Source organism: Flavobacteriales bacterium, assembly GCA_016712535.1.
Classification (GTDB): domain Bacteria; phylum Bacteroidota; class Bacteroidia; order Flavobacteriales_F; family PHOS-HE28; genus PHOS-HE28.
Genome location: JADJQW010000002.1, coordinates 1532003 through 1557603, shown reverse-complemented (window position 1 = coordinate 1557603; position 25601 = coordinate 1532003). Strand labels below are relative to the sequence as shown.

Below are 25601 nucleotides of genomic sequence, written 5' to 3'. Positions count from 1 at the left end.
GCGTTTCAGAATTGCACTTCGTACATGTACAAGTGCCCGCGCTTGGGATCCAGGTAGTACAGCGAGCTCTGCTCGCCTTTCCAGACCTGGAAGTCCTTTCGGGGCGTGAACCAATCCGGTGCCCCAGCAGGGACCTCCATCCACTCCTTGGCCCGCTGCAACTTATTGGCGACGACGAAGTCCTCCGCAGCGTCGAAACGCAGCTCCATGAAGAGGGTATACTCCTTCGTCCAGTGCGCTGAAGCCCAATACTCGCCATTGAGCACCTGCATGCCTTCCTCGGGATCGCCTCCTGCCCAATACCGATACGTCTCCAACGCACCCGTGTGATGCCCATCGTCCTCCTCCTCGACCGCATTGCTGGATGCTGGAACGGTATCCACCTCGACTGGAGCAGGGATCGGTACGTCCTGCTTCTTCACGCCAACGGTCTCCGTGGTCGATGGTGTGCATGCAGAGGCAAGGCACAACGCCAGGCAGGACCCCATGAGCATCCGGAGCGAGCCCCAGCCGGGGTGGGTGATCATGGGTTCGGATGCGGGCATCGCTCGGGATCGATCAGGTATGTCGTCCGCACGGTCACAAGGCAAGGAGATCGATCACCGCTTCGATCCGCATCGCATTGCCCTTCTCATTCGCGCCCATCTTCTTCAAGGTCACCAGGCCAGCGTTCATCTCCGTCTCGCCCACGATGGCCACGTACGGGATGCCCTTCTTCTCGGCGTAGGTGAATTGCTTTGGCAGCTTCACTTGGTCGGGATACAGCTCCGCTGCGATGCCCGCTTCGCGCACTTGACGCAGGAGCTTCAGGCAATGCATCGCTTCCTTCTCGCCGAAGTTGGCGAAGAGCAATTGCGTGCTGCCGCCCAGCTCCGCCGGGAACTTGTTCGTCTCCAGCAGCACATCGTAGATGCGGTCCGCGCCGAAGCTGATGCCCACGCCGCTCATGCCCTTGAGGCCGAAGACACCGGTGAGGTCGTCGTAGCGACCGCCGCCGCAGATGCTGCCGGGCATGTTGCCTTCGGCGGCTTTCACTTCGAAGATCGCACCAGTGTAGTAGTCGAGGCCGCGCGCAAGTGTGGGATCGAATTCGAGCGCAGCACTCTTCAAGGCACCCACCGCATCGAAGGTGAAGGAGAGGTCCTTCAGGCCTTGCTGCGCGATGGTAGATGCGGACAACCACTGCTCCAACGCGGGCCGTTGCTCACTCCACGATCCCTTCAACGCGAAGAGCGGCGCGATGCCTTTGATGGCATCATCGCTCACGCCTTTCGCCCGCATCTCCTCCTCCACCTTCTCGCGGCCGATCTTGTCGAGCTTGTCAATCGCCGTGACGATGTCCACCACCTTCTCCGGCTGGCCGCAGACCTCGGCGATGCCACTGAGCACCTTGCGGTCGTTGATCTTAACCACCACCTTCAATCCGAGCGCGGTGAAGACCTCATCGAAGAGCTGCACCAATTCCACTTCGCTCAACAAGCTCGTGCTCCCGATCACATCCGCATCGCACTGGTAGAACTCGCGGTACCTGCCCTTCTGCGGACGATCGGCGCGCCACACCGGCTGGATCTGGTAGCGCTTGAAGGGGAAGGCGAGCTCGTTCTGGTTCTGCACGACGTAGCGCGCGAAGGGAACGGTGAGGTCGTAGCGGAGCGCTTCTGCCGCGAGACTCTTGCTGCCATCTTGCACCGCGCGCTCCAAGTCGGCGCCGCGCTTCAGGATCTTGAAGATCAAGCGATCACCTTCCTCACCATACTTCCCCGTGAGCGTCTCCAGGTGCTCCATGGCGGGCGTTTCCAGCGGCAGGTAGCCGTACTTCTGGAAGACCTTTTCGATGGCGCCGAAGATGTACTTCCGGCGGAGCATCTCCACAGGACCGAAGTCGCGAGTGCCTTTGGGGATGGAAGGCTTGGTGGCCATGTCAAGATTCAAGTATCAAGCATCAAGACTCAAGCATCAAGGATCAAGCTTCAGATTCCAAGGCGCAGGAGGAGAAGGTTGGCGAAGGATCAGCGGCGAAAGTAGCCGTCGTGCGCGTGGCGGGGGTCGCAGCGCTCCATCGCGTGCGTCAAGGAGCTACCGCCGCCCTGCTCCGAACCCGAATGCCCCTTCGTCTGTTCCCCTTCATCCAACCATGAAAACCTTCGCCATCATCGCGCTTGTCCTCGCGGGGCTCTTCGCGCTCTCTCAACTTTGGGCCTACGGACAGGTGCGCAACATCGAGATGTACCCCTGCGAGGTGGTGAAGGCCTACGCGGACTTCGAGGTGCGCCGCTACCATTCGGCCAACTTCATCTACGTGACCATCGATGCCGACAGCTACCGGGGCGGGAGCAGCCGGGGCTTCCGGACCCTGGCGGGCTACATCTTCGGCGGCAACGAAACCGGTCAGAAGATCGCCATGACCAGCCCGGTGGAGATGGAGATGGACGGCCCGATGACCATGAAATTCATGCTGCCCGCCGAGCACGACCCGAAGGACCTGCCGAAACCGGACAACGCCGAGGTGCAGTTCAAGACCGAGGCCGAGCGCACCATGGCGGCCATCATGTTCGGAGGATTCGCCAACGATGCGCGCATCCTGGAGCACAAGGAGAAGCTCTTCGCCGCGCTGGGGCGCGAAGGAATCACGCATACGGGTCAATGGAGCTTCATGGGTTACGATCCGCCCTACCGCCTGGTGGGCCGTCGCAACGAGGTCGTGGTCGAACTGGTGCCCTGAGGATGCTGCGCTGAAGAGGGCGGAATCACCGGGAACCCAGTGCCCGGGCCGTTCAACGCAAGAGCCGCAGCGTGGCCCCGTCTTCGGTGCGCACGGTGCACAGGCCCGGTGAAAGAGCGGCCAAGTCGATGAGCGATTGGCGAAGCAGCGAGCAGCAGCGCAGGATCAGCTCTCGGTGCGCGGGTGGCCGCTCGGAGTGCACTTCCTGCGCCATGCCAGGAGCAGTGCCAGCTGGACAGCGCGCCTCACCGTGGCGCGCTGAGGCCATCGGAAGATCGCGCTAACATTGCCTGCTCGATCCGCACGCATGAACCGCTCCTTCCTCTTCGCCCTCTGTTGCGGCTTCTCCCTCGCTGCCCGGGCCCAATGCCTCATCGGCAACAGCAACGCCCCGGGCTCCGACCCCACCGATGTGGAGATCGGCCAATCGTTCACGCCCACCTGCGCCGGCCTCGTGGAGTACGTGGAGATCTACTGCCTCGAGGGCGGCACCAACCTCGCCGGCCAGCTGAAGATCTATGCCGGCAGCACCGTCACCAGCACGCCCATCCACACCCAGGCGCAGCCCGCCACAGCGGTAAGCGCCAACTCCTACCTGCGCATCTACCTCACTGAAGAGGTCACGGCCACGGCCTTCAGCCAGCTCACCTTCGAGTTGCCCATGAGCCTGGAGATCCCCTTCTCCGGCGGCAACCCCTACCCTGGCGGCCGCATGTTCTACAACGGCACCAACGCCGCGCTCTACGCCAATAGCGACATCCGCTTCAATGTCTCCATCCTCGCCGACTGCGTGCCCACCAACTCTACCCTCGAGGCCTCGGCCTGCCAGTCCTTCCTCTCGCCCAGCGGACAGCAATGGACCAGCAGCGGGCTCTACACCGATACCATCCCCAACGCGCAGGGCTGCGACTCCATCATCACCATCGACCTGGAGGTGATCGACCTCGACACCACGCTCATCGTGGATGGCCTGCTGCTCACCGCCAATGCCACCGGCGTCCAGTACCAATGGCTCGATTGCGACAACGGCAACCAGCCGATCGCCGGCGCCGACCAGCAGAGCTATCTGGTCACCGCTGCGGGCAGCTACGCCGTGCAGGTGAGCGCGGGCGGCTGCAACGAGCAGAGCGCCTGCGTCTTCGTGGCCAGCACGGGGCTCCCCCCCGCGCGCGCTACCGATGCGTTCACCATCGTGCCGAACCCGGCCAGCGGTCCTTTCCTGATCGAAACGCGCATGCCGGGCACGATCCGCATCCACGATGCGCGCGGCCAACTCGTGCTGGTGCACCAAGCACGCGCAGGCCGTCAGACCATCGATGCCGTCCTGGCGCCGGGCGTCTACCTGGTGCGGCTCGATGGCTTGGCCCGCGCGCAGCGGCTGCTGGTGGAGTGAATGCGCCACGGCAACTTCGGGGGTGCAATGGACGTGCGGCGCGAGCGATGATTGCGCAGCGTGAAACGCGGATGCATCCGTGCACGTCACTCAATCCCGACCTTTGAGGGCATGCGGCTCCTCTACTCCCTCGCACCTCTGCTCCTCTCCGGCATCATCCACGCCCAGACCTGGGAGCTGGTGACGCCCATCAAGACCCGCAGCGACCTGACCGCCGTGCGCATGCACAGCCCCACCGATGCCGTCACTATCGACCGCACCTTGGGCTATGTGCTGCGCACCAACGATGCCGGCGACAGCTGGGCGCGCATGCCCTACAACCTGCTCAACGTGCCGCGCAGCCTGTGGATGTGGGATGACCAGCGCGGCATCATCGGTGCCGAGACCGGCCGCTTCTATCGCACCACCGACAACTGGAGCAGCGCCACCTCCGTGGACCTCTTCGGCTTCGGCCACGCCGCCTGCCTCAGCTTCGTGAACGATACCCTGGGCTGGGCGGCGAGCGAGAGCGGCAAGATCGCCCGCACCACCGACGCCGGCGTCAACTGGACCCTGCAGACGAGCGGCACCACCAACGCCATCGTGGGCCTCTATTTCGTGAACGACACCCTCGGCTTCGCGTCGGCCACCGGCGCCATCCTGCTGCGCACCACCAACGGCGGCGACACCTGGACGCCCGTCACCGCGCCCATCACCTACAACATGCGCGGCTTCCACTTCGCCGATGCGCTGAATGGACTCGCTGTGGGCATCGGGGGCGAGATCATCCGCACAAGCGACGCGGGCCTCACGTGGACGGCGCAGACCAGCCCCACCACCAACAGTTTGCTCAGCCTCTTCGCGCGCGGCAACCTGCTGATCGCCGTGGGCAACGGCGGCGTGGTGATGCGCAGCACCAACGGCGGCGATACGTGGAGCGCCCAGATCCTCGAGACCTTCCAGGACCTCTACCACGCGTACGTGGACCCCAGCGGCTTCGGATTGCTCGGCGGCGAAGCGCGCGTGTACCGCACCACCGACCACGGCGCCACCTGGGCGCCGGTGCAGATCGGCACCTACCACACGAAATTGAGCAAATTGAGCTTCGGCACCGACCAGCTGGGCGCCGCTGCAGGGTGGCAGACCATGGGCGGCTATGAGAACGGCGTGATCCGCACCACCGATGGCGGACGCCACTGGACCAACGCGAGCACCGGCAGCGGCACCTGGGTGGGCATCCACCTGCGTGCCAACGGCATCGGCTGGCTCGGCGGCGGCGTGGGCGCCAACCGGCACACCACCGACTACTTCGCCACCAGCACCAATCACCCCGGCCCTAACGTGGCCATCCGCAGCACCTGGGCCTTCAGCGCCACCACGGCGCTGGCCTGCGGCGGCTACATCAACGGCGGCTGCTACCGCACCACCAACGGCGGCAGCACCTGGCCCCTGGTGCTCGATGGCGGCAACATCTTCGACCTCTGGTTCGTGAACGACAACCTCGGCTTCTGCGGCGGCGATGGCGGCGTGCTGGCCCGCACCACCGATGGCGGCGCCACCTGGGAATGGCTGGACCCGCCCAGCAACGCGGCCATCAACAGCCTCTTCTTCCTCAACGACACGCTCGGCTGGTACGCCGGCAACGGCGGCGCGCGCACCACCGACGGCGGCGACACCTGGACGCCGCTCAACGAGCTGCCGCAGTTCACCATGAGCATCTTCTTCACCGATCCCGACACCGGCTATGCCGTGCAGTACAGCGGCTACGTGCTGCGCAGCACCGACGGCGGCGATACATGGGACAACATCGTGCCCGCCCCCTTAGATGTGGGCTTGAACGACGCCGCGCTGGTGGATGGCGCGCTGTTGGCCGTGGGCGACAACGGCGATGTGTTCCGCGCCGCGCTGCAATGCCCGCCCACGCCGCTCGTGCCCACCGTGTTGCAGAGCGGCTCCACGCTGTGCACCGCCTACCGTCCGCAGATCCAGTGGTACCTCAACGCCGAGCCGCTGCCCGATGGCACCGGGTCCTGCATCATCGCCGATGCGCCCGGCAACTACACCGTGGTGGTGACCGATGCGCTGGGCTGCGTAAGCGCGCCCTCGGTGCCCGTGCCGATCATCAGCACCGCGGTGGACGCGCGCGCGACCGATGCGTTCGCGGTGTTCCCGAATCCCACGGGCGGAGCGGTCACGCTCTCTTTCGCGACCGATGGCGCGCATTCCCTGCTGCTCTGCGATGCGCAAGGGCGCGTGCTGCGGAGCGAACGCATGAATGGAACCCGGGCCACGATCTCGCTGGAGGACCTGCCGCGCGGGCTGTACCTGCTGCGTGAAGCGGGGAGCGAAAACGCCGTGCGCGTGGTGATGGAGTGAACTGAGGTACGGGCGTGCACCCACCCAACGCTGCATGCTTGTCGTGCGTGTATACCACGAGTGCGCGCAAACGTGCACCTTCGTGCCATGCGAAGCACAGCTACCCCCGGCCTTTTGCTCCTCACCGCCGTCATGCTCTGCACCAGCCGGGTGCAGGCCCAGCCCGGCACCCTCGACCTCAGCTTCGGAACGAACGGCGAGGCCCTCTTCGACGCGGGCTCGGGGTACGACTGGATGAACGATCTGGTCATTCAGCCTGATGACAAGATCGTGGTGGTGGGCAGCATCGGCGCCATCGGTGGCGGCGCCTTCCAGGATGCCATCATCGTCCGCTTCAATGCCGACGGCACACCCGACACCGATTTCGGCACCAACGGCCAGGTGACCTGGACCGGCACCGGCGGCAATGACCGCCTTGCGGCCGTGGCCATCGATGCACAGGGTCGCATCGTGGCGGCCGGCGAGACGCAAGTGACCGGGGGCGAGACACAGATGTTCGCGTTGCGCCTGCTGGCCGATGGCAGTTTCGACACCAGCTACTCCGGCGACGGCGTGGCCACACGCGCGGGCAGTTCGTTCAACGACGGCAGCTACGCGCGCGATGTGGTCTGCATGGATGACGGCGGCATCATGGTGCTGGGCTACGAGCATTACACGCTCACACAGCCCAACTACAATGCAGTATCGTTCTGGAAGACCACGGCCTCTGGCGGCATCGACCCCAACGTGGGCGGCGGCAGCTCGGCCACCTTCAGCGACCTCTTCGATGATGACCTCTCCGATGTGGGCAACAGCATGGCTATTCGCGCCGACGGGAAATTCGTGGTGGGCACCGTGAGCGGCAATGCACCCAACCAGCGCATGGGCTACGGCACCTTCGGCGCCAACGGCAGCCATCTGACCGCCGATTTCGAGAACACTTACGACCTCACCACCGGCAATGATGCGGCCAACAGCATCGTGCTGATGCCCGATCAGCGCTGCGTGCTGGCCGGCCCTAGCGGTACCCACGCCGCGCTGGTGGGCATCATGCCCAACGCCAGCGGCGACCTCTCGTTCGGCGATCAGGGCGAGGTGATCGTGCAGGTGGGCAGCTCGTCCACTTCTTTATACCAGGCCATCCGGCAGCCCTGGGACAAGGTGCTCATCACAGGAGGCTTCAACCCCGGCAACGGCATGTACCTGGGCCGGTACAACGCCGACGGCACCCCCGACGTGTCCTTTGGCACCAACGGCTTCGCAACGCACCAGCCCGGAGGCGGCTTCGGCGATGGCCGCGCCATCGGCCTCCAGAGCGATGGCCGCATCATCGTTGGCGGTGTACGCTACCTGAGCGGCAGCAACTACGACCTGTTCCTGGTGCGATTCGACAACGATATCGCCACCGCGCTGCCGACCGAAGAGCCGAGTTCGTTCAGCGCCTCACCGAACCCGACCAACGGACAGATCACGCTGTCCTTCGCGACCAGTGGCGCGCATGCCCTGCTGCTCTGCGATGCGCAAGGGCGCTTGCTGCGGAGCGAGCTTAAGAGCGGCCCATCTGCAATGCTTGACCTGCACGAACTGCCCGCCGGGCTGTACCTGCTGCGGGAAGCGGGCGGCGCCGCGGCTGTAAGAGTGGTGAAGGAGTGAGGTGTTGGACGTGGGTGGCCGAAGACGGCGGACCCATGCGGCGGTGGGTGGTTGGGGTGGCGATTGGGGTGGTCCATGAGATTAGTGGAGGCCCTGTGGAAACTGGGCCCGAACTGCCATTGCGTGCGGTGAAAGCCACCTGTTCGGCGCAGGCGCTGGTTTCACAAGTGCTTCTTCGATTGATGAGCAGGCTCTTCATTCAGTGAGAGAACCCATTAATCTTATAATTCTCTTTCCACCTTTTTGGCGGCAAAAAGGTGGAGCCAAAAAGCCGCCACGGCCAAGTCGCTGCCCAACTCGCACAGGCCCGCAGCACGAGCTCCCCGAGTTGGGCGCGCCCGCGCAGGCCGTGGACAGCCACCGCACGCATCCTGCCGCGAGCAAGCACGCGCGAGCTTGATGACGGTCGCCCGCGCGCGCAGCCTGCCGCGAGCAAGCACTCGCGAGTTGGATGACGGACACCATCGCACGCAGCCTTCCGCGAGCAAGCACGCGCGAGCAAGATGACGGACAGCCGCCGCGCGCAGCCTGCCGCGCGCGTGCCGCGACTTCATCATCCTATGGCATTGCGCGACGCGCGCATTACTTTCGCCCCTGCATCCCGAGCGTCCGCTGCAAGGCGGACCCCCAACCGAGCTTCGACGCCACGGTGGGAGAACGATGCGGACCGGCCCGGTCAAAAAAAGTCGAACCAGGGACCGTTGCGCGTCGTGGACCTCCAAGAGGCGGGCGTTCGGGTGCTTCACCAACACCCAACACCATGAGCGAAGCACAGGAAGTCGTTACCGCCCTCATCGATGGCGAGCAGGTCACCGGCCGCATCACCCTCCGCACGGTGCACCGCATCGAGGTCACCATCACCCACCCCTACCGCTGGCTCTTCGCCATCGCCAATGTGCCCGGGTACGCCGCGAAGGGCGTGGGCTACCTCGGGCCCAACGGGCCCCTGCACGCGCAAGAGCTGCTGGCGATGCTGCTCCGCACGGGCCGCTACCTGGAGCAGGCGCTGCCCACGGTGCTCGAGGCGCTGCGCGCCGATGAGCGGCAGCTCGCGCGCTTCACCCTCCTGCTGCGCGACGCCCTGCGCCACTATGCGCCGCTCGATGAGCGCACCCTGCACGCACAGGCCGAACGACTGGAGCTCAGCACGCAAGGGATCCCCCCTCCGCTGACCTGGCAGGAGCCCTACGTGAATGCCCACGCCGAGCACCAAGCCAACGTGCTGCTGTGGCACGCACTGCAAGGGGAAACGGTGGACGTGCGGGCTCATGGCGTCAACGTCTAGTCACGCGCGCGAAGCCACTGACCAGCGCACTATGCCCCGACAGGGTCTCTCGAAGAGGACCCTGTCGATGTGCGATGCGCGAATCCACTGAGCAGCGCACCACTTCATGCACACCGATCAACCGCACCCATGCAACACCCACCGCTCATCCTCCACATCCCGCACGCTTCCACCGTCATCCCGTTCCGCGATGGCTACCTGCTCGACGACGACAGCCTGCGCGCCGAACAGCTCCTCCTCACCGACTGGCATACGGACGAGCTCTTCGGCAACGCGCAGGACATCGCCGTGGTGGCGCCCTTCTCGCGCATCTTCTGCGACCCGGAGCGCTTCGCCGACGATGCGCAGGAAGTGATGGCACAGGTGGGCATGGGGGTATGCTACACGCACACCGACGATGGCCGCGCCATGCGCCGCGTAGAGCCCGCCCTGCGGGAACGGATCCTGCGCAGCTGCTACGCACCGCACCACCAGCGGCTCTCCGACGCCGTGAACGCCGCCCTGGCGCAGCACGGCCGCGCCACCCTCATCGATTGCCACTCCTACCCCGGCCGCCCGCTGCGCCGCGACTTGGACCAGGACCCCGAGCGCCCGGACTACAACATCGGCACCGATGCCTTCCACACGCCGCCGGAACTGGTGGAGGCCGCGCGCGCCTATTTCGCGCAGCAGGGCCATAGCCTGTGGGTGGACCGTCCCTACCGGGGCGCGCTGGTGCCCTTGGAGCACTACCAGCGCGATGCACGGGTGCGCTCCATCATGCTCGAGGTCAACCGGGACCTCTACCTGCAGCCCGGCAGCGATCGCCCATCGGCAGGCTATGCGCGGGTGAAGGCCGTGGTGCAGGGTTTCCTGGAGGTGATGCGGGCGAGGGCCTAGGTGCAGGTCCTCCAAGGCAGGGAGGTCCACGATGCGCAGTGGGCCAACTTGCTGCTGTGGCATGCGCTGCAGGGCGAGGCGGTCAGCGTGCGCGCGTGACTGAGCGCCACATAAGCACCCAACGCGACCGGCATTTCAGATGTCCATCAACCAGGACCCCGTCAAGAATAGACCACCACCTCGAACTCCGGCTTGAGCTTCCCGAAGCTCTTATCGGCCGTGATCAGCGGTATGCCGAGATGAATGGCCGTCGCTGCAATGATGGCATCGGGGAGCTTCAACTTGTGTCGCAGGCGCAGGTCAACCGCGCAATCCTGCACGGCCCGGTGGATCTCTTCCAACTCGCAGCGCAGCAGGAATGCGTGCACCCGATCCAGGTGGTCCGGGTCCTTACCGTGATACACCATGGCCTCCATGCGCACCATGGCGCTGGCCACCACATCCTTGCCAGCTAGCAGCGACGCCAGAGACTTGTCGCCGCCCAGGATGTAGAGCAGGATGTTGGTATCGATGGCTACGCGCTCATTCCTCATCGCGGAGCGCGCGTTGGAACTTCACTGGGTCCTTGTGCAAGGGCGCCGTGCCCACCAGGTCGCTGAAGTCCGCACCGGGTTTGCGCGCTCGCTTGGCTGCGCGTTTCAGCACCGCACCTGCCCGCCTTTTCGGGGTCCTCTTGGTCACTGTGTACACCATCGCCTGCGTGTTGTCGCTCAAAGATAAGTGGAGGCTTCGCGGCAAGGGATCCTCTGAATCGGCGTTCTGTTCAGAAGACATCCTGGAGCGCGCGGGGATACGAGCGCACTGCTCCCCGTGCAGCCGAACGTCGGCGTCCTCCTCACATCACACCCAAGCTACCACGCGCTCCAACACGCCGAGCACCTTCACCATCGCCAGCGTATCCATCCCGCAATAGGCCAGCAGGTCAGCGCGCAGCTGCGCGGGGTCACCTGCATAGTGGCCGTTGAGCTGTTGCAGGAAGAGGCGGCTGGCGGTGTCGCCCTCCTGCACGGCGAGGTCCTGGTAGCTCAAGTCCGGTACCAGCGCGGGCAGCACCACCTTGATGCTCGTGCGGCCATTCATGCCCGGCACCGCGTACCAGCCCGCCTTGAAGGGCGTGTGCAAGTCTCTTACGCGCGTAAGCAATGCAAGCAAGGAATCAGCATGCTGCGGAAGATCGCGCGCCAATTCCTTGATGCGCGAGACCTCGAAGGGCGCATTGTACGCGAGGATGTCGCCCTCCGGACCGATGTCCGCGAGCAGGCGTTGCACGAAGGCCTCGCGCGGATCGCCCGTGCCATCGGCGAGGAAGGCGCTGTGCAGCGGTTCCGCACCTGATGCGTGCTGCACGTGCAGGCTGTACTGGAAGGGCAGTTGCTGGAAGGGCCGCGTGCCGTCGAAGAGCGGCACGGCCGGCATGATCGTCTCGAAGTCGAGGTGATGCAGCGGGTAGCGCAGCTCGCCAAGCCAGCGGCGCAAGGCGTGACGGTCGATCGTGGCGGTGCCGTGCTTCGCGCCGTCCACCTGCCGCTGTTGCGCTGCGGTGAGCGGCTCGCCATCGGGGATATTCTTCAGCAGCAGGATGCCGCGCTGGTAAAGGACCCAATCCCTGCCCATGGCGCGCGTGAGCTCGAACACGCTCCCCTCCTTCGGCACATGCGCCCAGCAATGGTGCATGAAGTCGCATTCGAACGGTGAGGAGCAGTGCGGGCCGATGTCCACCTCCGGGGCTTCGGGCTGTTGGAGCGCGGCCTTGAGCGCGGCGATGCGCGCGGGCACGTCCTTGCGCTCCGCATCCACGAGGTGCTTCACGGTGGTGATGCCGAAGAGCTGACGCACGTCGATGGCGCCCTGCCGCACGTACTGGTTGTTGAGGTGCACGATGCTCACGTCCGCCAATGCGATCCCGCAGCCCTCGATCACATGCGCCTGCAGCGCCGCATCGTGCCATTGGTATTCCTTGGCGCTGGTGCTGCTCTTCACCTCGTAGGCCTTCCAGCCATCGGTGTCCTTCACCAGGATGTCCAGCGCGGCCAGCACGCCCTCGTGCAGGAAGGCGGCCTCGTAGATCACCGGCGCGCCGTCCGCGATGGCGCGCTGCGTGGCGGCAATGGCCGGCGCGAAATCGGTGGGCGACTCCGGCGTGCAGTCCACCCCGCCGGGGAAGAGCTGCTGGGCCAGGAGCCCCACCTCCGTGCCGGTGTCGTAGATGGCCTGGCGCGCCGCATCAACCGGCGGCAGCAGCTCGCGCCGGTGCTTGTACAGCCACAAGGCCTTGGGGCATTGGCGGCCCCGCATGTAGGTGGATTTGGAGAGGAGGTGCATGGGGAATGATCTGCCGGCTCTAATCGTGGGTTCGTCTGCTAAGTTCGCTCCTGACCGGTTGCACCCGTGAACCCAATAGCATGACCATTGAGCAGCGCATTGAACAACTCTTCTCACTCCTCACAGAATGGAGGACATTCCCCAATTATCAGCTCGAACGACGTGTGGACATCTTCTTCGCGCTCTACTTGAAGGACATCCTACGGCACTGCTATTCGGGCCACGAATTCGATTTGATTGTTCCGGAATTCCCGCTCCGGGTCGGCACCATGTATCCCGACGCGCCGAAGCGACAACGAAATCTTTCCGTCAAGGTCGACTATGCGTGCTTCGACAGCAAGCGGAAGGTGTGTGTACTCCTTGAGTTGAAGACTGACCATTCCTCCGTGCGTGCTGATCAACTCGAGAACATGAGGGTGGCAAAGCGGAAGGGGCTTGATGCATTGCTGAAAGGCGCATTGGATTTGAGGAGTGCTTCACGAAGCAAGAGGAAGTACGACGCTTTGATCCAGCAATTCATTGATGCAGGACTGATGGATAAGCGCCTAGAGCTGAACGAAGCTGAGGGTCCACCGTCTAAGGATCGCGCCAACCACAGTATCGAATTGGCGATCATTCAGCCCAGACCAGTCCCAGTTGATTCCTTCCGAAGCATTGATTTCGATGCAGTACGCGATTGCATTCGACTGATGACCGGTGAGGATACGGTGGCGGGGCACCTCTATAAGGCACTTGGAACTTGGCGAACGGCGCCATGAATGCTCGGCCTATACCCCTTGTTTCACGCGAATTGACCAATGTGACCATGAGCGCCATAGGGACCAAATAACATTGACCTTGAATTTGGCAGTACCACCAGAATCCTATCTTGCTCTCACATTCCTGCCATGAAACCCACCCTGACCTATTTGACTTTCTTCCTAACAGCATTTGCCTTCGTGGCTTGCACGGGAAGCGTACCATCAAAAGCCCCCTCTGAACTGATCCTCGGCAAATGGAGGTTCGAGAAGATGAGATTGCCGGAGGCAGCCAAGATTCAAATGAATGAGAGTGATCAAGCTCAATTCGCAATGATGCAGAACCAATTCCAGAGCTTGCGCTACAGTTTCTTCAAGGATGGCACCTATTCAATGGATATGGAGCTCACCGATGAGTTCGGGAGGAACTTGGAGCGCGGATCCTATCAACTCGCGAATGATGGCGCGATCCTCAACACTTCGCCCGATGCGAGTTCCTCAAAGGACAGCAAGAGCAGCAGCTTGCGCATCGTGCTCATCACCGCCGACAGCCTCATACTGGGTGAGGATGATCGCAGCAAGGCCGATCTCATCTTCCTGCGCGAGAAGGAATCCTAGCTCGCACTGCTGCCGATGCGGAGCGGAAGACTCGATGGAGGCGGAGTAGATCGGAGCCCATCCTGCACGCAATAGTCGAACAGCTGGAGCTCAGCATGCGCGCGTGAACGAGCGCAACACGCCCGGCCATTGAACGAACGCCCCGTTGCCGGGTCGCTCGTTCCATACGAGAAGAAGGAAGAAGCAGCGGACGCGCGCTGCTGCTCCACGTACCAAGGGATGCTGCAGCCGGTGCTGCCAACGCGAAGGAGCCGTGCAAGCGCGGCAGGCGGGTGGCGCGGCGCAGCAACCAGCGCACGCTCGCCTCCCCTGTTCAAAACTCGCCGCTGCGCCACCGCTCGCCCGTTGTTCTTTCTGGGCCCCGACTTTGACGCGAATGCCGTCGCTGCCCAGCACCCCCTGCCCGGTGCATGGCCTGGTGCCCTGGGCCCAGGGCGTGTGGCCCATCGTGTGGCGCGGGCCGCACCCCGTGCTGCATTGGGTGTACACCATCCACGTCAAGCCGCCCAACGAGCCGCTGCACATCCACTGGAATGTGAGCCAGGCCGATATCGTGCGCGCCATGCTGGCCCACGCCGCCTTCAGCACCGGCGCCTACGTGCAGCTCGGCCCCATGGTGCGCCGCCGCATCGTGCAGCGCAAGTGGAGCTTCGAGCGCGGCTGCTTCTTCTACCGCATCGAGGGCAGCAGGCCCGGCCGCGAATGGAGCCTGAGCGAAGAGGAACTGAAGGAGCGGGTGAAGGGGTGAGAGGCACGTTCATCCTCGAGGAAAGGGAACTCCATGGTGTGCCATGCTCGAAGCCGCAGGGACGCCGAAGACGGCAGACCCATGCGGAGGAGCTTGGCCGGGACGGCCATTGCGGTGCGCTAGCATGTCGGCGGAGACCTGCAGAGAAGAAATTCCAATCACTTCGCTGCACGCCAAAGAACCAAGTCGAGGTTGATGCGCGCGGTGCCCAGCCGTTTGGCGTATGCCAAGGCGGCTTGCTGGTAAGCGACGCTCTCACTCGGCTTCACGTGCCGGATTCCGGGCCACCTCGGGAGTGACGGGTCCTGCTCGCGGATGCCGAGCGCGACATCCTTGTCCAACGGCACCTCCAGCCATCGAACGGATTGATTGAACGCCTTCGGTGATGATGGGAGCCCGACCTCCCCGGCCAACAAGGTGTTGCAGCACACATCCCGGCAGAAGAGATTCAATGCCTTACGGGCTGCGCCCCAATGCCGCGCTCCGCGTGGAAAGGCCTGCATCAACGCGGCCGTATGCTTGTTCAACCAGCTTTGGTACGCTATGTCTGTAGCTAGTGCACGCCTGAAGGACCGCAGTTCGACCTGCTCTTCGAAGTAACGCCGAGCCGCCTCCACGACCCCGGGCGCGCCCTGATTGCGCAATGCCGAGGGGCCTATGGCGACCTGTGCCACGCGGCGGTGAACGGCCGCTATCAGATCCTCAGTACTGCGCATGGCCTATCAGACTTCCTTGAAGAACATTGCGGCGAACTTGCAGAAGTCCACAATTACGTCCTTGTCCAACTCGAACTCCTTGCGGCTGCCCAAGCAATACTTGAATGTGGGTGCGATCTCCTTGCCTCCAGCCTCGCAAGGTCTTCAGCGAAGGTAGCCATGGCTCCGCATGGGTCTCGCCGCTCATGGGCTTGTGCGTGGTGAGTGGACCCTGAGGCGCCTTCATCCTCGAGGAAAGGGAACTCCAAGGAGTGCCATCCGCGAGACCGCAGGGATGCCGAAGACGGCAGACCCATGCGGAGGGGTTGGTTGAGACGGTGGACTCGGTGCGCTATGGTACTGGTGGAGACCCTGCGGAGACTAAAATCCTCTAAAACCACGGGCAGCCTTTGTCGCGAACATCGGCTGCGGACAACCCCTACATCCAAATCTTCACCTACCCCCCCTTGTTCTCCGCCGCCATCTTCATCAGCTTCAACAGCACCGCCTCGTGCTTCTTGATGTCGCCTTTGATTAGTCGGATTCGGTACTTGGACCAGCGGGTGTCGTAGCCCATATCGTCCAGGTCGGCCTGCTCAATGATCTCATCGGTTGTGGCGGTGCGGGGCAGCGCCAACTCGATGCGCAAGTAGTTCTTCTTGGGTCGGAAGATCACGAAGTTGTGGGGCTGCCCATCCTTCGCGAGGCCGATGTAGAACTTGTTGTACTTCAGGGTGTGACCTGGAGCGAACGTGGAGATCATCTCCAATACCTCATCCGCCATTTTCACGGTGGCCTGAGTGCCCCGCTTGATCCAGTAATCCCGGTCGGTCACTTCGGCTACTTCTTCATCCTCGTCCAGCAGGCCCAGCGGCATCTCGTCCAACACCTTGGTGAAGACCAGGCCGATCTCGTCGCCCACTTTCACGGCGTTCATCTGGATAGCGATGATGGGGATGTGGCCGTTGAAGAGGCCGATCACGTTGAGGAAACGGCTGGTGATGTCCTCGGCGATGAGCACCGCGCAGTGGTCGTATTGGGGATAGCGCCTCCGCTCGATGTCCCAGTACTCGATGGTGCGGATGATGTGCGCCTCGTCCGTTCGCCCCAATTGTAGCTCGATCTCGTAGCGCCGGTTTGTCTCGGAGTCCTGCATCAACAGGTCCAGCCGACCGGCACGGGGTTGGATGCGCTCCTTGTCCTTGATTACCAGATCGCCCAGCCCGATGATCGTGGGGTCCACTGCGATCATCTCCTGCACGATCTTCTCTGTGTAGTGCGGGTGGTTCTTCAGATCGATCTTCTCGGTGCGCTTCAGTGCTTTCATGGTTCCAAGGCATTCATGAACATCTGCTCTTCTAATTGCCTGATCAACTGATCGCTCACACGATTATCTATTGCAATAACCCCTTCTTCCACTTCTGCGCCACCTCCCCCGGCCTCAAACTCAACGAACATCCCTCCATCCTCGCAAGGTCTACGGCGAAGGTAGCCGCCGCCTTGCATCCGCATGGGCCTCGCTGCTCAGGAGCCTGTGCGTGGTGAGCGGACCCTAGGCACTAACATACTCGAGTTGAAGGGACGCCATGGAATGTCATCATCGAGGCCGCAAGGACGCCGAAGACGGCAGACCCAAGCGAAGGTGGGTGGTTGGGCCAGCGATTACGGTGAACAATCATGGTGGAGGAGGCCCAGCTGAGAAAACCAGCGGTTCCAAACGATTCGCGGTAGGAATCACCCAACCTTGATGTTGTACTTCAGCAACTTCCGTGCAAGCACATCATCCAAGTTGGCGAGGTCTTCATTGTTCAGCTCGATCAGCGGGATCTCATGCCTCTGGTAAAGCTCCCGCTTGCGCTTCTTCCTGTCCGCGTAGCCAGGATCATCCTCCAAGCCCCAGAACTCGATGTACACGGCTTGTGGACTGCGAGGACCATGAGGGATGTAGAAATCGCAGTAGCAATCCTCCTCAATGGGGAGCTTACGCTCATAGGCATGCACGATGCCGCATTGGTAGAGGTAGTTGTCGATGAGCATTTCGGCGCGGCTGCGGACCAAATGACCGTCGAGTGTCCGGAGGGTCGCTGGGAATCGCTCACGAAACCCTGGGCCGGCCAAGGAATACCCGCCGGGTTCGTTCTTCACGGGTTCCGTGGAAGGTTGGACAGCATCCAGCAGACGCTTATCCTCCAAAATGCCTCCCGGCCATACGACATAAGTCGCGCCGGTCTCATACTCCATCTCCCGCCCACCGATCGCCTGGCCAAGCTTCGTTACGGACCAACCGGCGGTGTGCTTTTCCTGCCAGCCGAGCTCGGAGAAAATCAGGTTCATCCGTTGGGCTGAGATATTGAAGTGCTTGCCAACGGATGTTGCGTTCAGCCGCTTGCCTTTCCCGTTCGACCGGTCGAAGTTGATGTCCTCAGGCCAGACAATGAACTCACCATACTTCGGGTTGGTGCGGGTTTGTCCGCCTTTGCTGCGGCCCGCATCCGTCAAGACCCATTTGTCGCCGTGGCGGTCGATGAGCCCTAGGCCTTTAAGCTTCGCGAAGAGTTCGCTGGCAGGGATATCCTGTTCCTTGGCGAGGCTGGTGGTGGAGAGGTATTCCATGTGGTGTAGTGTTCAGGCGTTGTGCTCAACGACCGACCTTCTGCTTGTTCAGTACCGCGTTCGATTTCATGAACTTGATGAGCACTTCCTCCAACCGGTTCCGGAGCTCCTTGTCATCAACCCGTATGTAGGCGGCAGATTCCACGATAGGCTCCTTGAACCAGAACTTGTCCTTGTGATCGCGGATGCGCGATCGTATTTCTTGGGCTTGGCCCACATAGATCGGACGCTCACTGATATCGTAAAGGACATAGATCCCGGGTTCACGTGGCCGCTCTTCATCAACATGCGGGTTGAATTCAGTGAAGAAGCCGATGCCCCTGAAAACCTGTTCTCCGCTGGGTGTGATGTCCTGCTTCGTGGTTGTGCTCTCTTCCTTGCGGGGCCGTCCGGGCTTCCTAGCTAGCTTCACTTCTTCCGGCTGAGACTGACGGTACCGCTTCTCCAAAGCGATCTCAAGCCGGTTCATCGTGTCTTGTTGCGGCCGGCTGATCTTGCCCAGTTCGATCATTGAGATGGTCACGGCATTCACTCCTGCGGCATCAGCGACTTGCTGTTGGGTCAATTTCTTATTGGTCCGTTCGGTACGGAGCCAGTTGCCAAAATCCATCTCCTCGGGTGCGGCTTCTTCAAGCTTGAAAGGCCCCAAGACCTTCTCCAGCTTCTGCACCGAAGCAGGGTCGGGCTTGGTCTTGCCGTTCTCCCAATTACCAATGGTCATGCCCGAACATCCCACATGCTTTGCCAAGGCGTCCTGGCTCAGGCCACTCTCTTGCCGCTTATTGCGGATCCAAACCGCAATGCTCTTTGGACGTGCCATGCGTATTACTGATGGATGATGAAGATAGGTGTCAACCCCAGACCCGTACCACGTTCTTGGTAATGAAGAAATACGGATCAATCGGGTGCATTGGCTCCACGATGGAGTAGCTGAACGCAACATCACCAGCGCCAAGCACATTCAAGGGCTGCAAGGAGGCGGCATAGGCCTGCACATGGACCTTGGGCTCAATGTCCGTGATCCGCTCGAAGCGTAGGACCCCATCCTTGATGGAGCCATGCGAGAAGCTGTCCGCCAAGCGAGGGTCGATGGGCTCCGGGCTCGGCTTCTCCTCAATCGTCTTCATGCGGATACTGGATGTTCCAGTGCGAATGGAATATGTCTCGGCACCTGGCCTTAGCACCCTTGAGAAGCGCATCACCACCTGCGTGGTCATACCGTCTAACTTCACATCTGTTGGTAACGCCTTGGGCGGTGTGGAGCGGTCTTCGATGAACACTTGGAACCTGGCCGCATCGAAGCTCCCTTCCACGCCTTGATTGCGAGGATGCAGCTCCGTGCGGGTGATGGAGGTTTGGCGGCCCATCCAGCCAGTGGCATTGGACAAATCCACCTGCTTTCCGGGTTTCAAACTTCCCGGCGGATGCAGGAACAGACGCACTTCGCGGTCCATAGCGAAGTAATTGTCCAGTTGGTGGGGCTTCAGGCAGAGGTGAACCACATTGGGTAGTTGGTGCTGCCGAACCGGCTCGTCGGCTTCGGCGTGGATCACCAATATGGTCGACGGCTGCACCTCGATCGGGCTGCGCATCCGGCGGCGCTGGATGTGCTTGTACACCTTGATGCGGGCAGGGTCGAAGCGCTCAGCGCTATCCCGGCATACGAGCAAGTGCTTCCGGGCGTCATGCATCAGCTTCGTGTCACAATCACCGGTGACGAGCATCCCTGCCTCCAGATTCGCACCGGCTAACGCGCGTGCGGTCAGGTTGTGGCTGCCCACCCACAGCTTCATGGAATTGAAGCCCTCGGCCAGAAGCACCTTGGAGTGCATCAGGGCATAGCCATCCTGCTGAACCTCATCATTCGTTCGGGGCGAGTCGAATCCCAAGTGAATGTAAACGTGCCCCTTCGCCATTTCATGAAGCCCAGCCAAGGCATCAATGTTCGTGGGATACTCCACGCTGGCCACGAAGAAGCCATCCCCATAGGCAATCTTCCGAGCAGCTTTGCTCAAAACGGCAATGCCTGGCGCGGTAGCGTAACACACGGCCGCCTTTAGGCCCAGTTGGGCATGCTCGAACACAGCCTCCCACGCCTGCACCACACTCTTGTGCCCTTCGGCGTCGAAGAACTGGATGTCCTGTACTTTATCCATTGGCGCTTCAATAGCAATGGACAAGGCCATCCTCCCGGTTATCGATCCACTTATTCATACAACGCTGCCAAGGTATTCCGTTGCTTCTGGTAGTTCGCCCGGATGTGAGCATTCCGCAGAAACACGGTCTTGCCATTCTTTGAAATGGCATACCCCCCCTTCCTCGCCAGTACTTCGCTCGGCACCAGCCAGAAGTCCGGTACGTGGTCCAGCAATGCGATCATCCCATTGTAGCTTACCAAAGCGAAGAACAGGTTCTTGGCCTTGGGTAACCTGCCGTTGTTCCCGACGATCCAATCCATCTTGGCCGCAACACCTTTCACCTCGATTATCTGGATGCTCCCATCCTCCTTCTGAATGAGGATATCCACGCCCTTCTTGTTCCCCATGCTCAGGTACGCATTGAGGCCTGCGCGGTGCAACAGGCTCATCATGTGGAACTCGGCTGCCAGGTTCGTGTTGTATCCCTTTGTTGCGTCTCGCTTGGCCATATGCTATCCTATCTAACTATCGATCCTGTGATGAGCTATTTCCGCGATGCTACCCATGCCTCAAGAGTGACCCAGAAATAAAGCCCCTGCATCAACAACGTGAACCCAAAGAGGATGGACGTAGCAATGGCTGAGAAACTGCCCAGCATGCCCAATGTTCCGGTCCATTGCTGCCACAGAATGTAAGCAGTGAAGAGCACTGGCAGCGAAAGCGCCATGAACGCAGCAACGAACAGTATGGCGGCCACAACAGAAACAACCCTTGGCAGCCGGTCCCAAGGCGCTTCAATGAAGTAATCGTAAACGGCGAATGGCAACAAGGCAGACCGCACATCCAGCGCATTCATAATCTCATTATTATGTTCGTACGGATCGGCTTCACCCATGAACTTGCCGAGCACGCTACGCACCTTGAACATTTCATACCCCAGTACAACAAAGTAGAGGCAGCTTGCAGCGTAAAACGGCCCGATCAAGCTGCGGACCAACTGCATGTCGGTGAGGTTGAAGTAGCCCAGATTCAGTTGGCTGATTATGGAGCGTTGGACCAGGATGTACAAAGCCGCAAAGCCAAAAAGCAGCAGAACTGTCCTATTCATCTTGCCATTGAGCAGTTCATGCTTCGCGATCAAGCGATCGATGTAGCGCTGAACATCATCACGTGACATGCTCTCGATAGGAGTGCTCATGGCTCAATAGTACTTCTTGATATTTCCATACGCCCTATCGAGCAGCTCCTGGTCCCGGCGCAACCGGTATTTCATGGCGTGCGGCGCAGGGGCAGCACCTGTACAATGGGGTGCAGTTGCAGAATCCCAGGTCGCCACCCTCGTTTCTTGTCCATGTCCACCTTGCGCAGCCCGCAGAGCCCGACCCACCGACACGGTTGAAGACGGTATAGACTTTGGTTGGCCCACGGCATGGCAACCCTTTCCTTCCCTGACAAGCACACCAAAGTCATCTTCCTTGACCTGGAGTACTACGTACCTCAAACGGACCGTGCCACGCGAGGCTCAGGGGGTATGAGCTATTCGCCGTACAAGGAGGGCCACAAGATCATCGGCGGTGCGTTTCAGACCTATTACAGCAAGTTGCGCGAAGCACAGCCGCCCAAAGCGTTCTGGGAGTGGGAGCTCAAGACGGAGCGGGCGGTACTTGCAGCCATCCTTCGCCATCTGGTGCAAGAGTGGGAGCCTTTACGCCGGACCAAGGATGCCTGCTCACTGGTCCTGTCCGGTATCGGCATCACGCACAGCGATGTACCGGTGCTGATGGCCAGGCTCCTGCACTATCAGTTGGCCAAGGCGGAAGATCTGTTCGGCCTCCTCTATGGTGCACGGTGCATCGACCTATCGACCCTCGCGATCACCCAGTTCAAGGTCACCAGCCCGCACCTGGCGTATCCGAAGTCAAAAGCACACCTCTACCAGAAGTACCAAGTTGGAAGCACCTTGGATAGGGCAACCTCAGTATGGAAACACTATGATGCCCACCAATACGATAGCATTGAGGATCGATGCAGAACCGAAGTAGCCGACTGCATGGACATATACAAGGCGATCATGGCTCGGGCGGCACAGCAGCAAGAGGAGATCAAGAATTACAGGCGGCACATGAAGACATGTGCGAATGGGGTTAGCACGGTGCCCACAAGCACGAGCGGAGCACAGCAGCCTTAGATCCTATTCATAGGCGTGCGTTCCATCCGGCTTCACGAATGCCGTAGCCACCTTCTTCGCGGCTTCCCTGGCCTTTAGGTCGTGCTCAAGCCAAGCCCAAACTTCTCGGATCAAACGGTACGTGCCCCGCTTGCCCTTGTAGGTGGTGCCGTACTTGGTCAAGAAGTTGTTCCGATTCAAGTGGGCTGCCAGTTCCTCGCCGCTCATGGTCATGCCGTGCGAGTGCAGGAAATCGGCCAGTTGGTAGATATAGAGCTTCTTCTGGTTCATGGGATAGTACTGTTAGATGTCCGCTCGGCAGGCCATATAAGCGTGAAGTAGGTCCTAAAGAGCTGGTCAGATTGATCCATTATCGCCGGGGTTCGACGATGTTTCCATTACTGTCCACAGAATATCGTGATCCATCATGCTGCGTGTAAGCCATCTCGAATCCTTCGAGGAACTCCGGTCTTTGCCTCCATAGCTGATCCTGCATGGACACCTGCGCACCAAGGTTGCCGTCGTAACGGAACAAACAAATCCGTTCGACCGACGCAGGACTCAGTGAGCCATTATAAGGTCGAATGATGGTGTGTAGAGGCCAGGTCCAATCATGTGTTCGCATGTTGTCTGGTGCGAACTCGAATAGGGGTCTTTCTCCCGGGCGGACAACGAGTTGAATGACGGCCCATTCCCCGTCCTGGCCCACGGCGAACAGTTGCGTATTGATCACTGCCTGGAAAATGCCCATATCATCAACTCGAAGCGTATACACCTCTCTATTGCATGGTCGCAGACCATTCGCCTTTATTTCCGCAACGTTGCGCGCTTCGGTCAAATGCCAGAAGCGCCCGTGGCTTTGGATGTACTGCTCCAAATCAGTGAAAGTCTATCCTGATTCAAGGGATCTGCTGAACTGCTTGCACGACCTGTTGGGCCGAGTTCATCAACTGACCGTTGAGGCGCACTTCATCATTTTCGTAGTCGAGCGCTTCCACGCGAGAGCGTATTGAATCCCACGCGGTTTGCTTTGAGCTGTGAATTTCAGATTCACCGCTGGACACGCGGTTTGCCGTTCCAGTAGTGGCGGTTGCGACTGAGGCGTGCCAGCCGTGGGGTGCTACCTGTTGCGCAGTCCTGCCTACACTGATGTTGACCAACTTTTTCATTCCTGTGTTGATTGATGACCTGACAAAGCTTACCCGAACACCTCCCCCAGCAAGCTCCCCCACAACGCCTCGGCCTCGTGTTGAGTGGAAAGCTGTGTCGCTTCTGCGAACGGGCCTTCGGATACTAATCTAATCACTAAACTGTTTCGCAAATGAGCGAAGAGCTTGTTCTCGTTGAGCGTTCTTTTCTGCCAGGGAGTTCTTCAACTGTGCGATTTCGTAATCGTAATTTTCAACCTCATTGATAAGCTCTTGCTGTTCCGCAAGTGTTGGAATGGGTACAACTACAGATGAAATTGCCCGGACGCCGAGGGATACGTTTGCTGCTCCCTTCATGAGGGGAACTAATAGGGTGTCCTTGTTGGCCTCCAGGTAGATATGCAGGAATTTGGGCAATAGCTTCGATCGGTCTTTGATTTGCAGTACAGCGATGATTGAAGCCGCTGCGAAGCGACCATTCATATATGTTATCCTCTTGATGCTCGCATGACCATGACCAGTTGATGAAACCAATGGAATGCAAATACAGTCGTCTTCAAACTGATATGATGGAGACGACCTTAGATCTTCGGCGGTAGTGACCAATGGATATCGACCTGGTGTGCTTGAGGATGCAGGTGTTGTTCCTTTGGTAATGGAACACAGTTCACCCAAAGTTGCGGTCTTGTAATTGTGAAGGGATGGCTTGTTTGCCAGATATAACCGAGGTGCAAGTGGTAAGTCACCATCGATGATCTGCTCTCTCGATACCCAACCGTGTTTCGAGGGTTCCGATTGGTATTCTTCTGAGCCGCGAATGCCCCATTTTTGGAGCAAGTCGGGTAAGTCATTCAAGTCGACTGGAGTTCTAAGACTGCCGTCGCTAAATCCATCATTCTCGACCTGGTACATCCATGTGCGCGAAGTGCTGCCACCTTTTCTAAAGATGAGAGCGTAGGTCGCTACGCTTGCATAAGGTTTGAAGCAGAATGGAGGTAGAGCAATTACGGCTTCGAGACGGTTCTCCTCTAAAAGAGTTTTACGGAGTTTTCTACTTGCGGCATCTGGACCTAGTACAACACCTTCGGGTACAACAATACCAGCTCGCCCTTCTGGAGCTAGGTGGTCAATGAACCACTTCAGAAATAGCAATTCGGTACTGCGCGTGTCCAGCTTGTGGTTCAGGTCGCTGAGGATGCTCTCAGCCTGCACCTTGCCGCTGAAGGGCGGGTTGGCCAGCATCACATCCCACAACTGGCCGGGGTAGCCATTGGCAAAGCCGGTAGTGAGCGGGTTGAAATGTGCGACCCGCGCCTGCTTCAGGCGGTGCAGGTACAGGTTGAGGATGCCGATCTTCACCATGTCCGCATCGTTGTCGAAGCCGGTGTAGGCATCGGTCTCTAGGTGCTTCCATTGGGCGGGCTTCAGCAAGCTGCCGTCCACGATGCCGCGGTCCACATCGGCCTTGCGGCTGTGCTGCCGCAGGATATACTGGAAGGCAGCCACCAGAAAGCCTGCCGTGCCCACCGCCGGATCGCAAATGCGCTCGTGCGGTTTGGGATCGACCAAGGTCACGATCGTGTCGATGATGTGGCGCGGGGTGCGGAACTGCCCGTTGGTACCGCTGGCCGCGATCTTGCCCAGCAGGTACTCGTACATGTCGCCCTTCAGGTCGATGCCGTGGTGCTCGCTCAGGTCCATCTCGTGGATGGTCTGCACCACGGCGCGCAGGGTGGGGTAGTCGTAGATCTTCAGCGTGGCGCGGCTGAAGAGGAGCTTGCCGGTCTCCGTCATGCTGGGCAGCTCGTGCAGGTGCTCGATGGCATCGCGCACGGCATCGAAGAGGCCCTTGCCGGTGAGGGTGACGAAGTTGCCCCAGGCGTACTTGCTGCTCGCACCGCTGAAGAGGCGCTTGTGACGCTTGTCCAGCAGGGCCAGCTTCTCATCCTCCTCGGTGAGCATGCGCAAGAAGAGCAGGTAGCTGATCTGCTCGATGCTGGTGGCGGGGTTGTTCACACCACCGCTCCACAGGATGTCCATCAGCTGGTCCACCTTCTGGCGGAGGCCGCTGCTGAAGAAGTTGCTGGGTGTGCTCAGGGTCTGAGCGCTCACCGACTCGGGGTTCTCTTTCACAGGTGCTCGCATGGCA

At 60.7% G+C, this 25601-nt stretch carries 26 protein-coding genes and 1 riboswitch; of the genes, 10 read left to right on the top strand and 16 right to left on the bottom strand.

Translation table 11 applies throughout. The features are described 5' to 3' along the window. Positions 1–5: 5 nt before the first annotated feature. Positions 6–545 carry a hypothetical protein gene (locus tag IPK70_06330; protein ID MBK8226777.1) on the bottom strand — a complete coding sequence of 180 codons (540 nt, stop codon included), beginning with the start codon at positions 543–545 and terminating at the stop codon, positions 6–8. A 34-nt stretch (positions 546–579) separates the two neighbouring features. Further along, the gene (locus tag IPK70_06325; protein MBK8226776.1) at positions 580–1920 is read right to left on the bottom strand and encodes a histidine--tRNA ligase; all 1341 of its coding nucleotides are present in this window, start codon (positions 1918–1920) and stop codon (positions 580–582) included. 214 nt (positions 1921–2134) lie between these two features. Here IPK70_06325 and IPK70_06320 point away from each other — a divergent pair, with 214 nt between their 5' ends. Next, entirely contained in the window at positions 2135–2722 is a 588-nt protein-coding gene (locus IPK70_06320) for a heme-binding protein (protein ID MBK8226775.1), read from the top strand. A gap of 52 nt (positions 2723–2774) precedes the next feature. Here the strand turns inward: IPK70_06320 and IPK70_06315 are convergent, their stop codons facing one another. Continuing rightward, on the bottom strand, positions 2775–2990 hold the full coding sequence (locus IPK70_06315) for a hypothetical protein (GenBank protein ID MBK8226774.1): 216 nt from the start codon (positions 2988–2990) through the stop codon (positions 2775–2777). A 39-nt stretch (positions 2991–3029) separates the two neighbouring features. On the opposite strand from IPK70_06315, the gene IPK70_06310 reads away from it, so the two are divergent. From IPK70_06310 to IPK70_06290, 5 genes are all read left to right on the top strand, one after another. Further along, entirely contained in the window at positions 3030–4115 is a 1086-nt protein-coding gene (locus IPK70_06310) for a T9SS type A sorting domain-containing protein (GenBank protein MBK8226773.1), read from the top strand. 111 nt (positions 4116–4226) lie between these two features. Continuing rightward, positions 4227–6470 carry a T9SS type A sorting domain-containing protein gene (locus IPK70_06305; protein MBK8226772.1) on the top strand — a complete coding sequence of 748 codons (2244 nt, stop codon included), beginning with the start codon at positions 4227–4229 and terminating at the stop codon, positions 6468–6470. A gap of 87 nt (positions 6471–6557) precedes the next feature. Next, positions 6558–8102, top strand: coding sequence for a T9SS type A sorting domain-containing protein (locus IPK70_06300; protein ID MBK8226771.1), 1545 nt, complete (start codon positions 6558–6560; stop codon positions 8100–8102). Between the two features lie 591 nt (positions 8103–8693). Continuing rightward, positions 8694–8796: riboswitch (SAM riboswitch) on the top strand. A 66-nt stretch (positions 8797–8862) separates the two neighbouring features. Next, a complete protein-coding gene (locus IPK70_06295; GenBank protein MBK8226770.1) occupies positions 8863–9387 on the top strand; it encodes a hypothetical protein in 525 nt (174 codons plus the stop codon). 129 nt (positions 9388–9516) lie between these two features. After that, positions 9517–10266 (top strand): N-formylglutamate amidohydrolase, encoded by a 750-nt coding sequence (locus IPK70_06290; GenBank protein ID MBK8226769.1) that lies wholly within the window; start codon positions 9517–9519, stop codon positions 10264–10266. Positions 10267–10427: 161 nt separating this feature from the next. Here the strand turns inward: IPK70_06290 and IPK70_06285 are convergent, their stop codons facing one another. The 3 genes from IPK70_06285 to IPK70_06275 form a co-directional block, all read right to left on the bottom strand. Further along, positions 10428–10799 (bottom strand): type II toxin-antitoxin system VapC family toxin, encoded by a 372-nt coding sequence (locus tag IPK70_06285; GenBank protein ID MBK8226768.1) that lies wholly within the window; start codon positions 10797–10799, stop codon positions 10428–10430. Continuing rightward, on the bottom strand, positions 10789–10980 hold the full coding sequence (locus IPK70_06280) for a hypothetical protein (GenBank protein MBK8226767.1): 192 nt from the start codon (positions 10978–10980) through the stop codon (positions 10789–10791). Before IPK70_06280 ends, IPK70_06285 begins: the two co-directional genes overlap by 11 nt. 126 nt (positions 10981–11106) lie before the next feature. Then, the gene (locus IPK70_06275; GenBank protein MBK8226766.1) at positions 11107–12588 is read right to left on the bottom strand and encodes a DUF2779 domain-containing protein; all 1482 of its coding nucleotides are present in this window, start codon (positions 12586–12588) and stop codon (positions 11107–11109) included. Positions 12589–12668: 80 nt separating this feature from the next. Here IPK70_06275 and IPK70_06270 point away from each other — a divergent pair, with 80 nt between their 5' ends. The 3 genes from IPK70_06270 (at position 12669) to IPK70_06260 (ending at position 14691) form a co-directional block, all read left to right on the top strand. Continuing rightward, positions 12669–13346 (top strand): hypothetical protein, encoded by a 678-nt coding sequence (locus tag IPK70_06270; GenBank protein ID MBK8226765.1) that lies wholly within the window; start codon positions 12669–12671, stop codon positions 13344–13346. Between the two features lie 312 nt (positions 13347–13658). Beyond that, a complete protein-coding gene (locus IPK70_06265) occupies positions 13659–13943 on the top strand; it encodes a hypothetical protein (GenBank protein ID MBK8226764.1) in 285 nt (94 codons plus the stop codon). A 376-nt stretch (positions 13944–14319) separates the two neighbouring features. After that, positions 14320–14691, top strand: a complete 372-nt coding sequence (locus IPK70_06260) for a hypothetical protein (protein ID MBK8226763.1) — start codon at positions 14320–14322, stop codon at positions 14689–14691. Positions 14692–14849: 158 nt separating this feature from the next. Here the strand turns inward: IPK70_06260 and IPK70_06255 are convergent, their stop codons facing one another. The 7 genes from IPK70_06255 to IPK70_06225 form a co-directional block, all read right to left on the bottom strand. Beyond that, positions 14850–15218 carry a hypothetical protein gene (locus IPK70_06255; GenBank protein MBK8226762.1) on the bottom strand — a complete coding sequence of 123 codons (369 nt, stop codon included), beginning with the start codon at positions 15216–15218 and terminating at the stop codon, positions 14850–14852. Positions 15219–15843: 625 nt separating this feature from the next. Then, the gene (locus IPK70_06250; GenBank protein ID MBK8226761.1) at positions 15844–16713 is read right to left on the bottom strand and encodes a hypothetical protein; all 870 of its coding nucleotides are present in this window, start codon (positions 16711–16713) and stop codon (positions 15844–15846) included. Positions 16714–17120: 407 nt separating this feature from the next. Beyond that, a complete protein-coding gene (locus IPK70_06245) occupies positions 17121–17999 on the bottom strand; it encodes a glycerol kinase (protein ID MBK8226760.1) in 879 nt (292 codons plus the stop codon). A gap of 25 nt (positions 18000–18024) precedes the next feature. After that, on the bottom strand, positions 18025–18900 hold the full coding sequence (locus IPK70_06240) for a helix-turn-helix domain-containing protein (protein ID MBK8226759.1): 876 nt from the start codon (positions 18898–18900) through the stop codon (positions 18025–18027). Then, on the bottom strand, positions 18851–20155 hold the full coding sequence (locus tag IPK70_06235; GenBank protein MBK8226758.1) for a hypothetical protein: 1305 nt from the start codon (positions 20153–20155) through the stop codon (positions 18851–18853). The genes IPK70_06240 and IPK70_06235 overlap by 50 nt, the downstream gene beginning before the upstream one ends. Before the next feature lie 50 nt (positions 20156–20205). Beyond that, on the bottom strand, positions 20206–20544 hold the full coding sequence (locus IPK70_06230; protein ID MBK8226757.1) for a hypothetical protein: 339 nt from the start codon (positions 20542–20544) through the stop codon (positions 20206–20208). 137 nt (positions 20545–20681) lie between these two features. Beyond that, a complete protein-coding gene (locus IPK70_06225; protein ID MBK8226756.1) occupies positions 20682–21335 on the bottom strand; it encodes a hypothetical protein in 654 nt (217 codons plus the stop codon). A gap of 231 nt (positions 21336–21566) precedes the next feature. Between IPK70_06225 and IPK70_06220 the strand changes: the two genes are divergently transcribed. Further along, the gene (locus tag IPK70_06220) at positions 21567–22325 is read left to right on the top strand and encodes a hypothetical protein (protein ID MBK8226755.1); all 759 of its coding nucleotides are present in this window, start codon (positions 21567–21569) and stop codon (positions 22323–22325) included. Positions 22326–22328: 3 nt separating this feature from the next. On the opposite strand, the gene IPK70_06215 is transcribed toward IPK70_06220, so the two are convergent. The 3 genes from IPK70_06215 to IPK70_06205 form a co-directional block, all read right to left on the bottom strand. Further along, positions 22329–22595 (bottom strand): hypothetical protein, encoded by a 267-nt coding sequence (locus IPK70_06215; protein ID MBK8226754.1) that lies wholly within the window; start codon positions 22593–22595, stop codon positions 22329–22331. Between the two features lie 608 nt (positions 22596–23203). After that, positions 23204–23473, bottom strand: coding sequence for a hypothetical protein (locus IPK70_06210; GenBank protein ID MBK8226753.1), 270 nt, complete (start codon positions 23471–23473; stop codon positions 23204–23206). A 129-nt stretch (positions 23474–23602) separates the two neighbouring features. Beyond that, the gene (locus tag IPK70_06205; protein MBK8226752.1) at positions 23603–25597 is read right to left on the bottom strand and encodes an N-6 DNA methylase; all 1995 of its coding nucleotides are present in this window, start codon (positions 25595–25597) and stop codon (positions 23603–23605) included. Between the last annotated feature and the right edge of the window lie 4 nt (positions 25598–25601).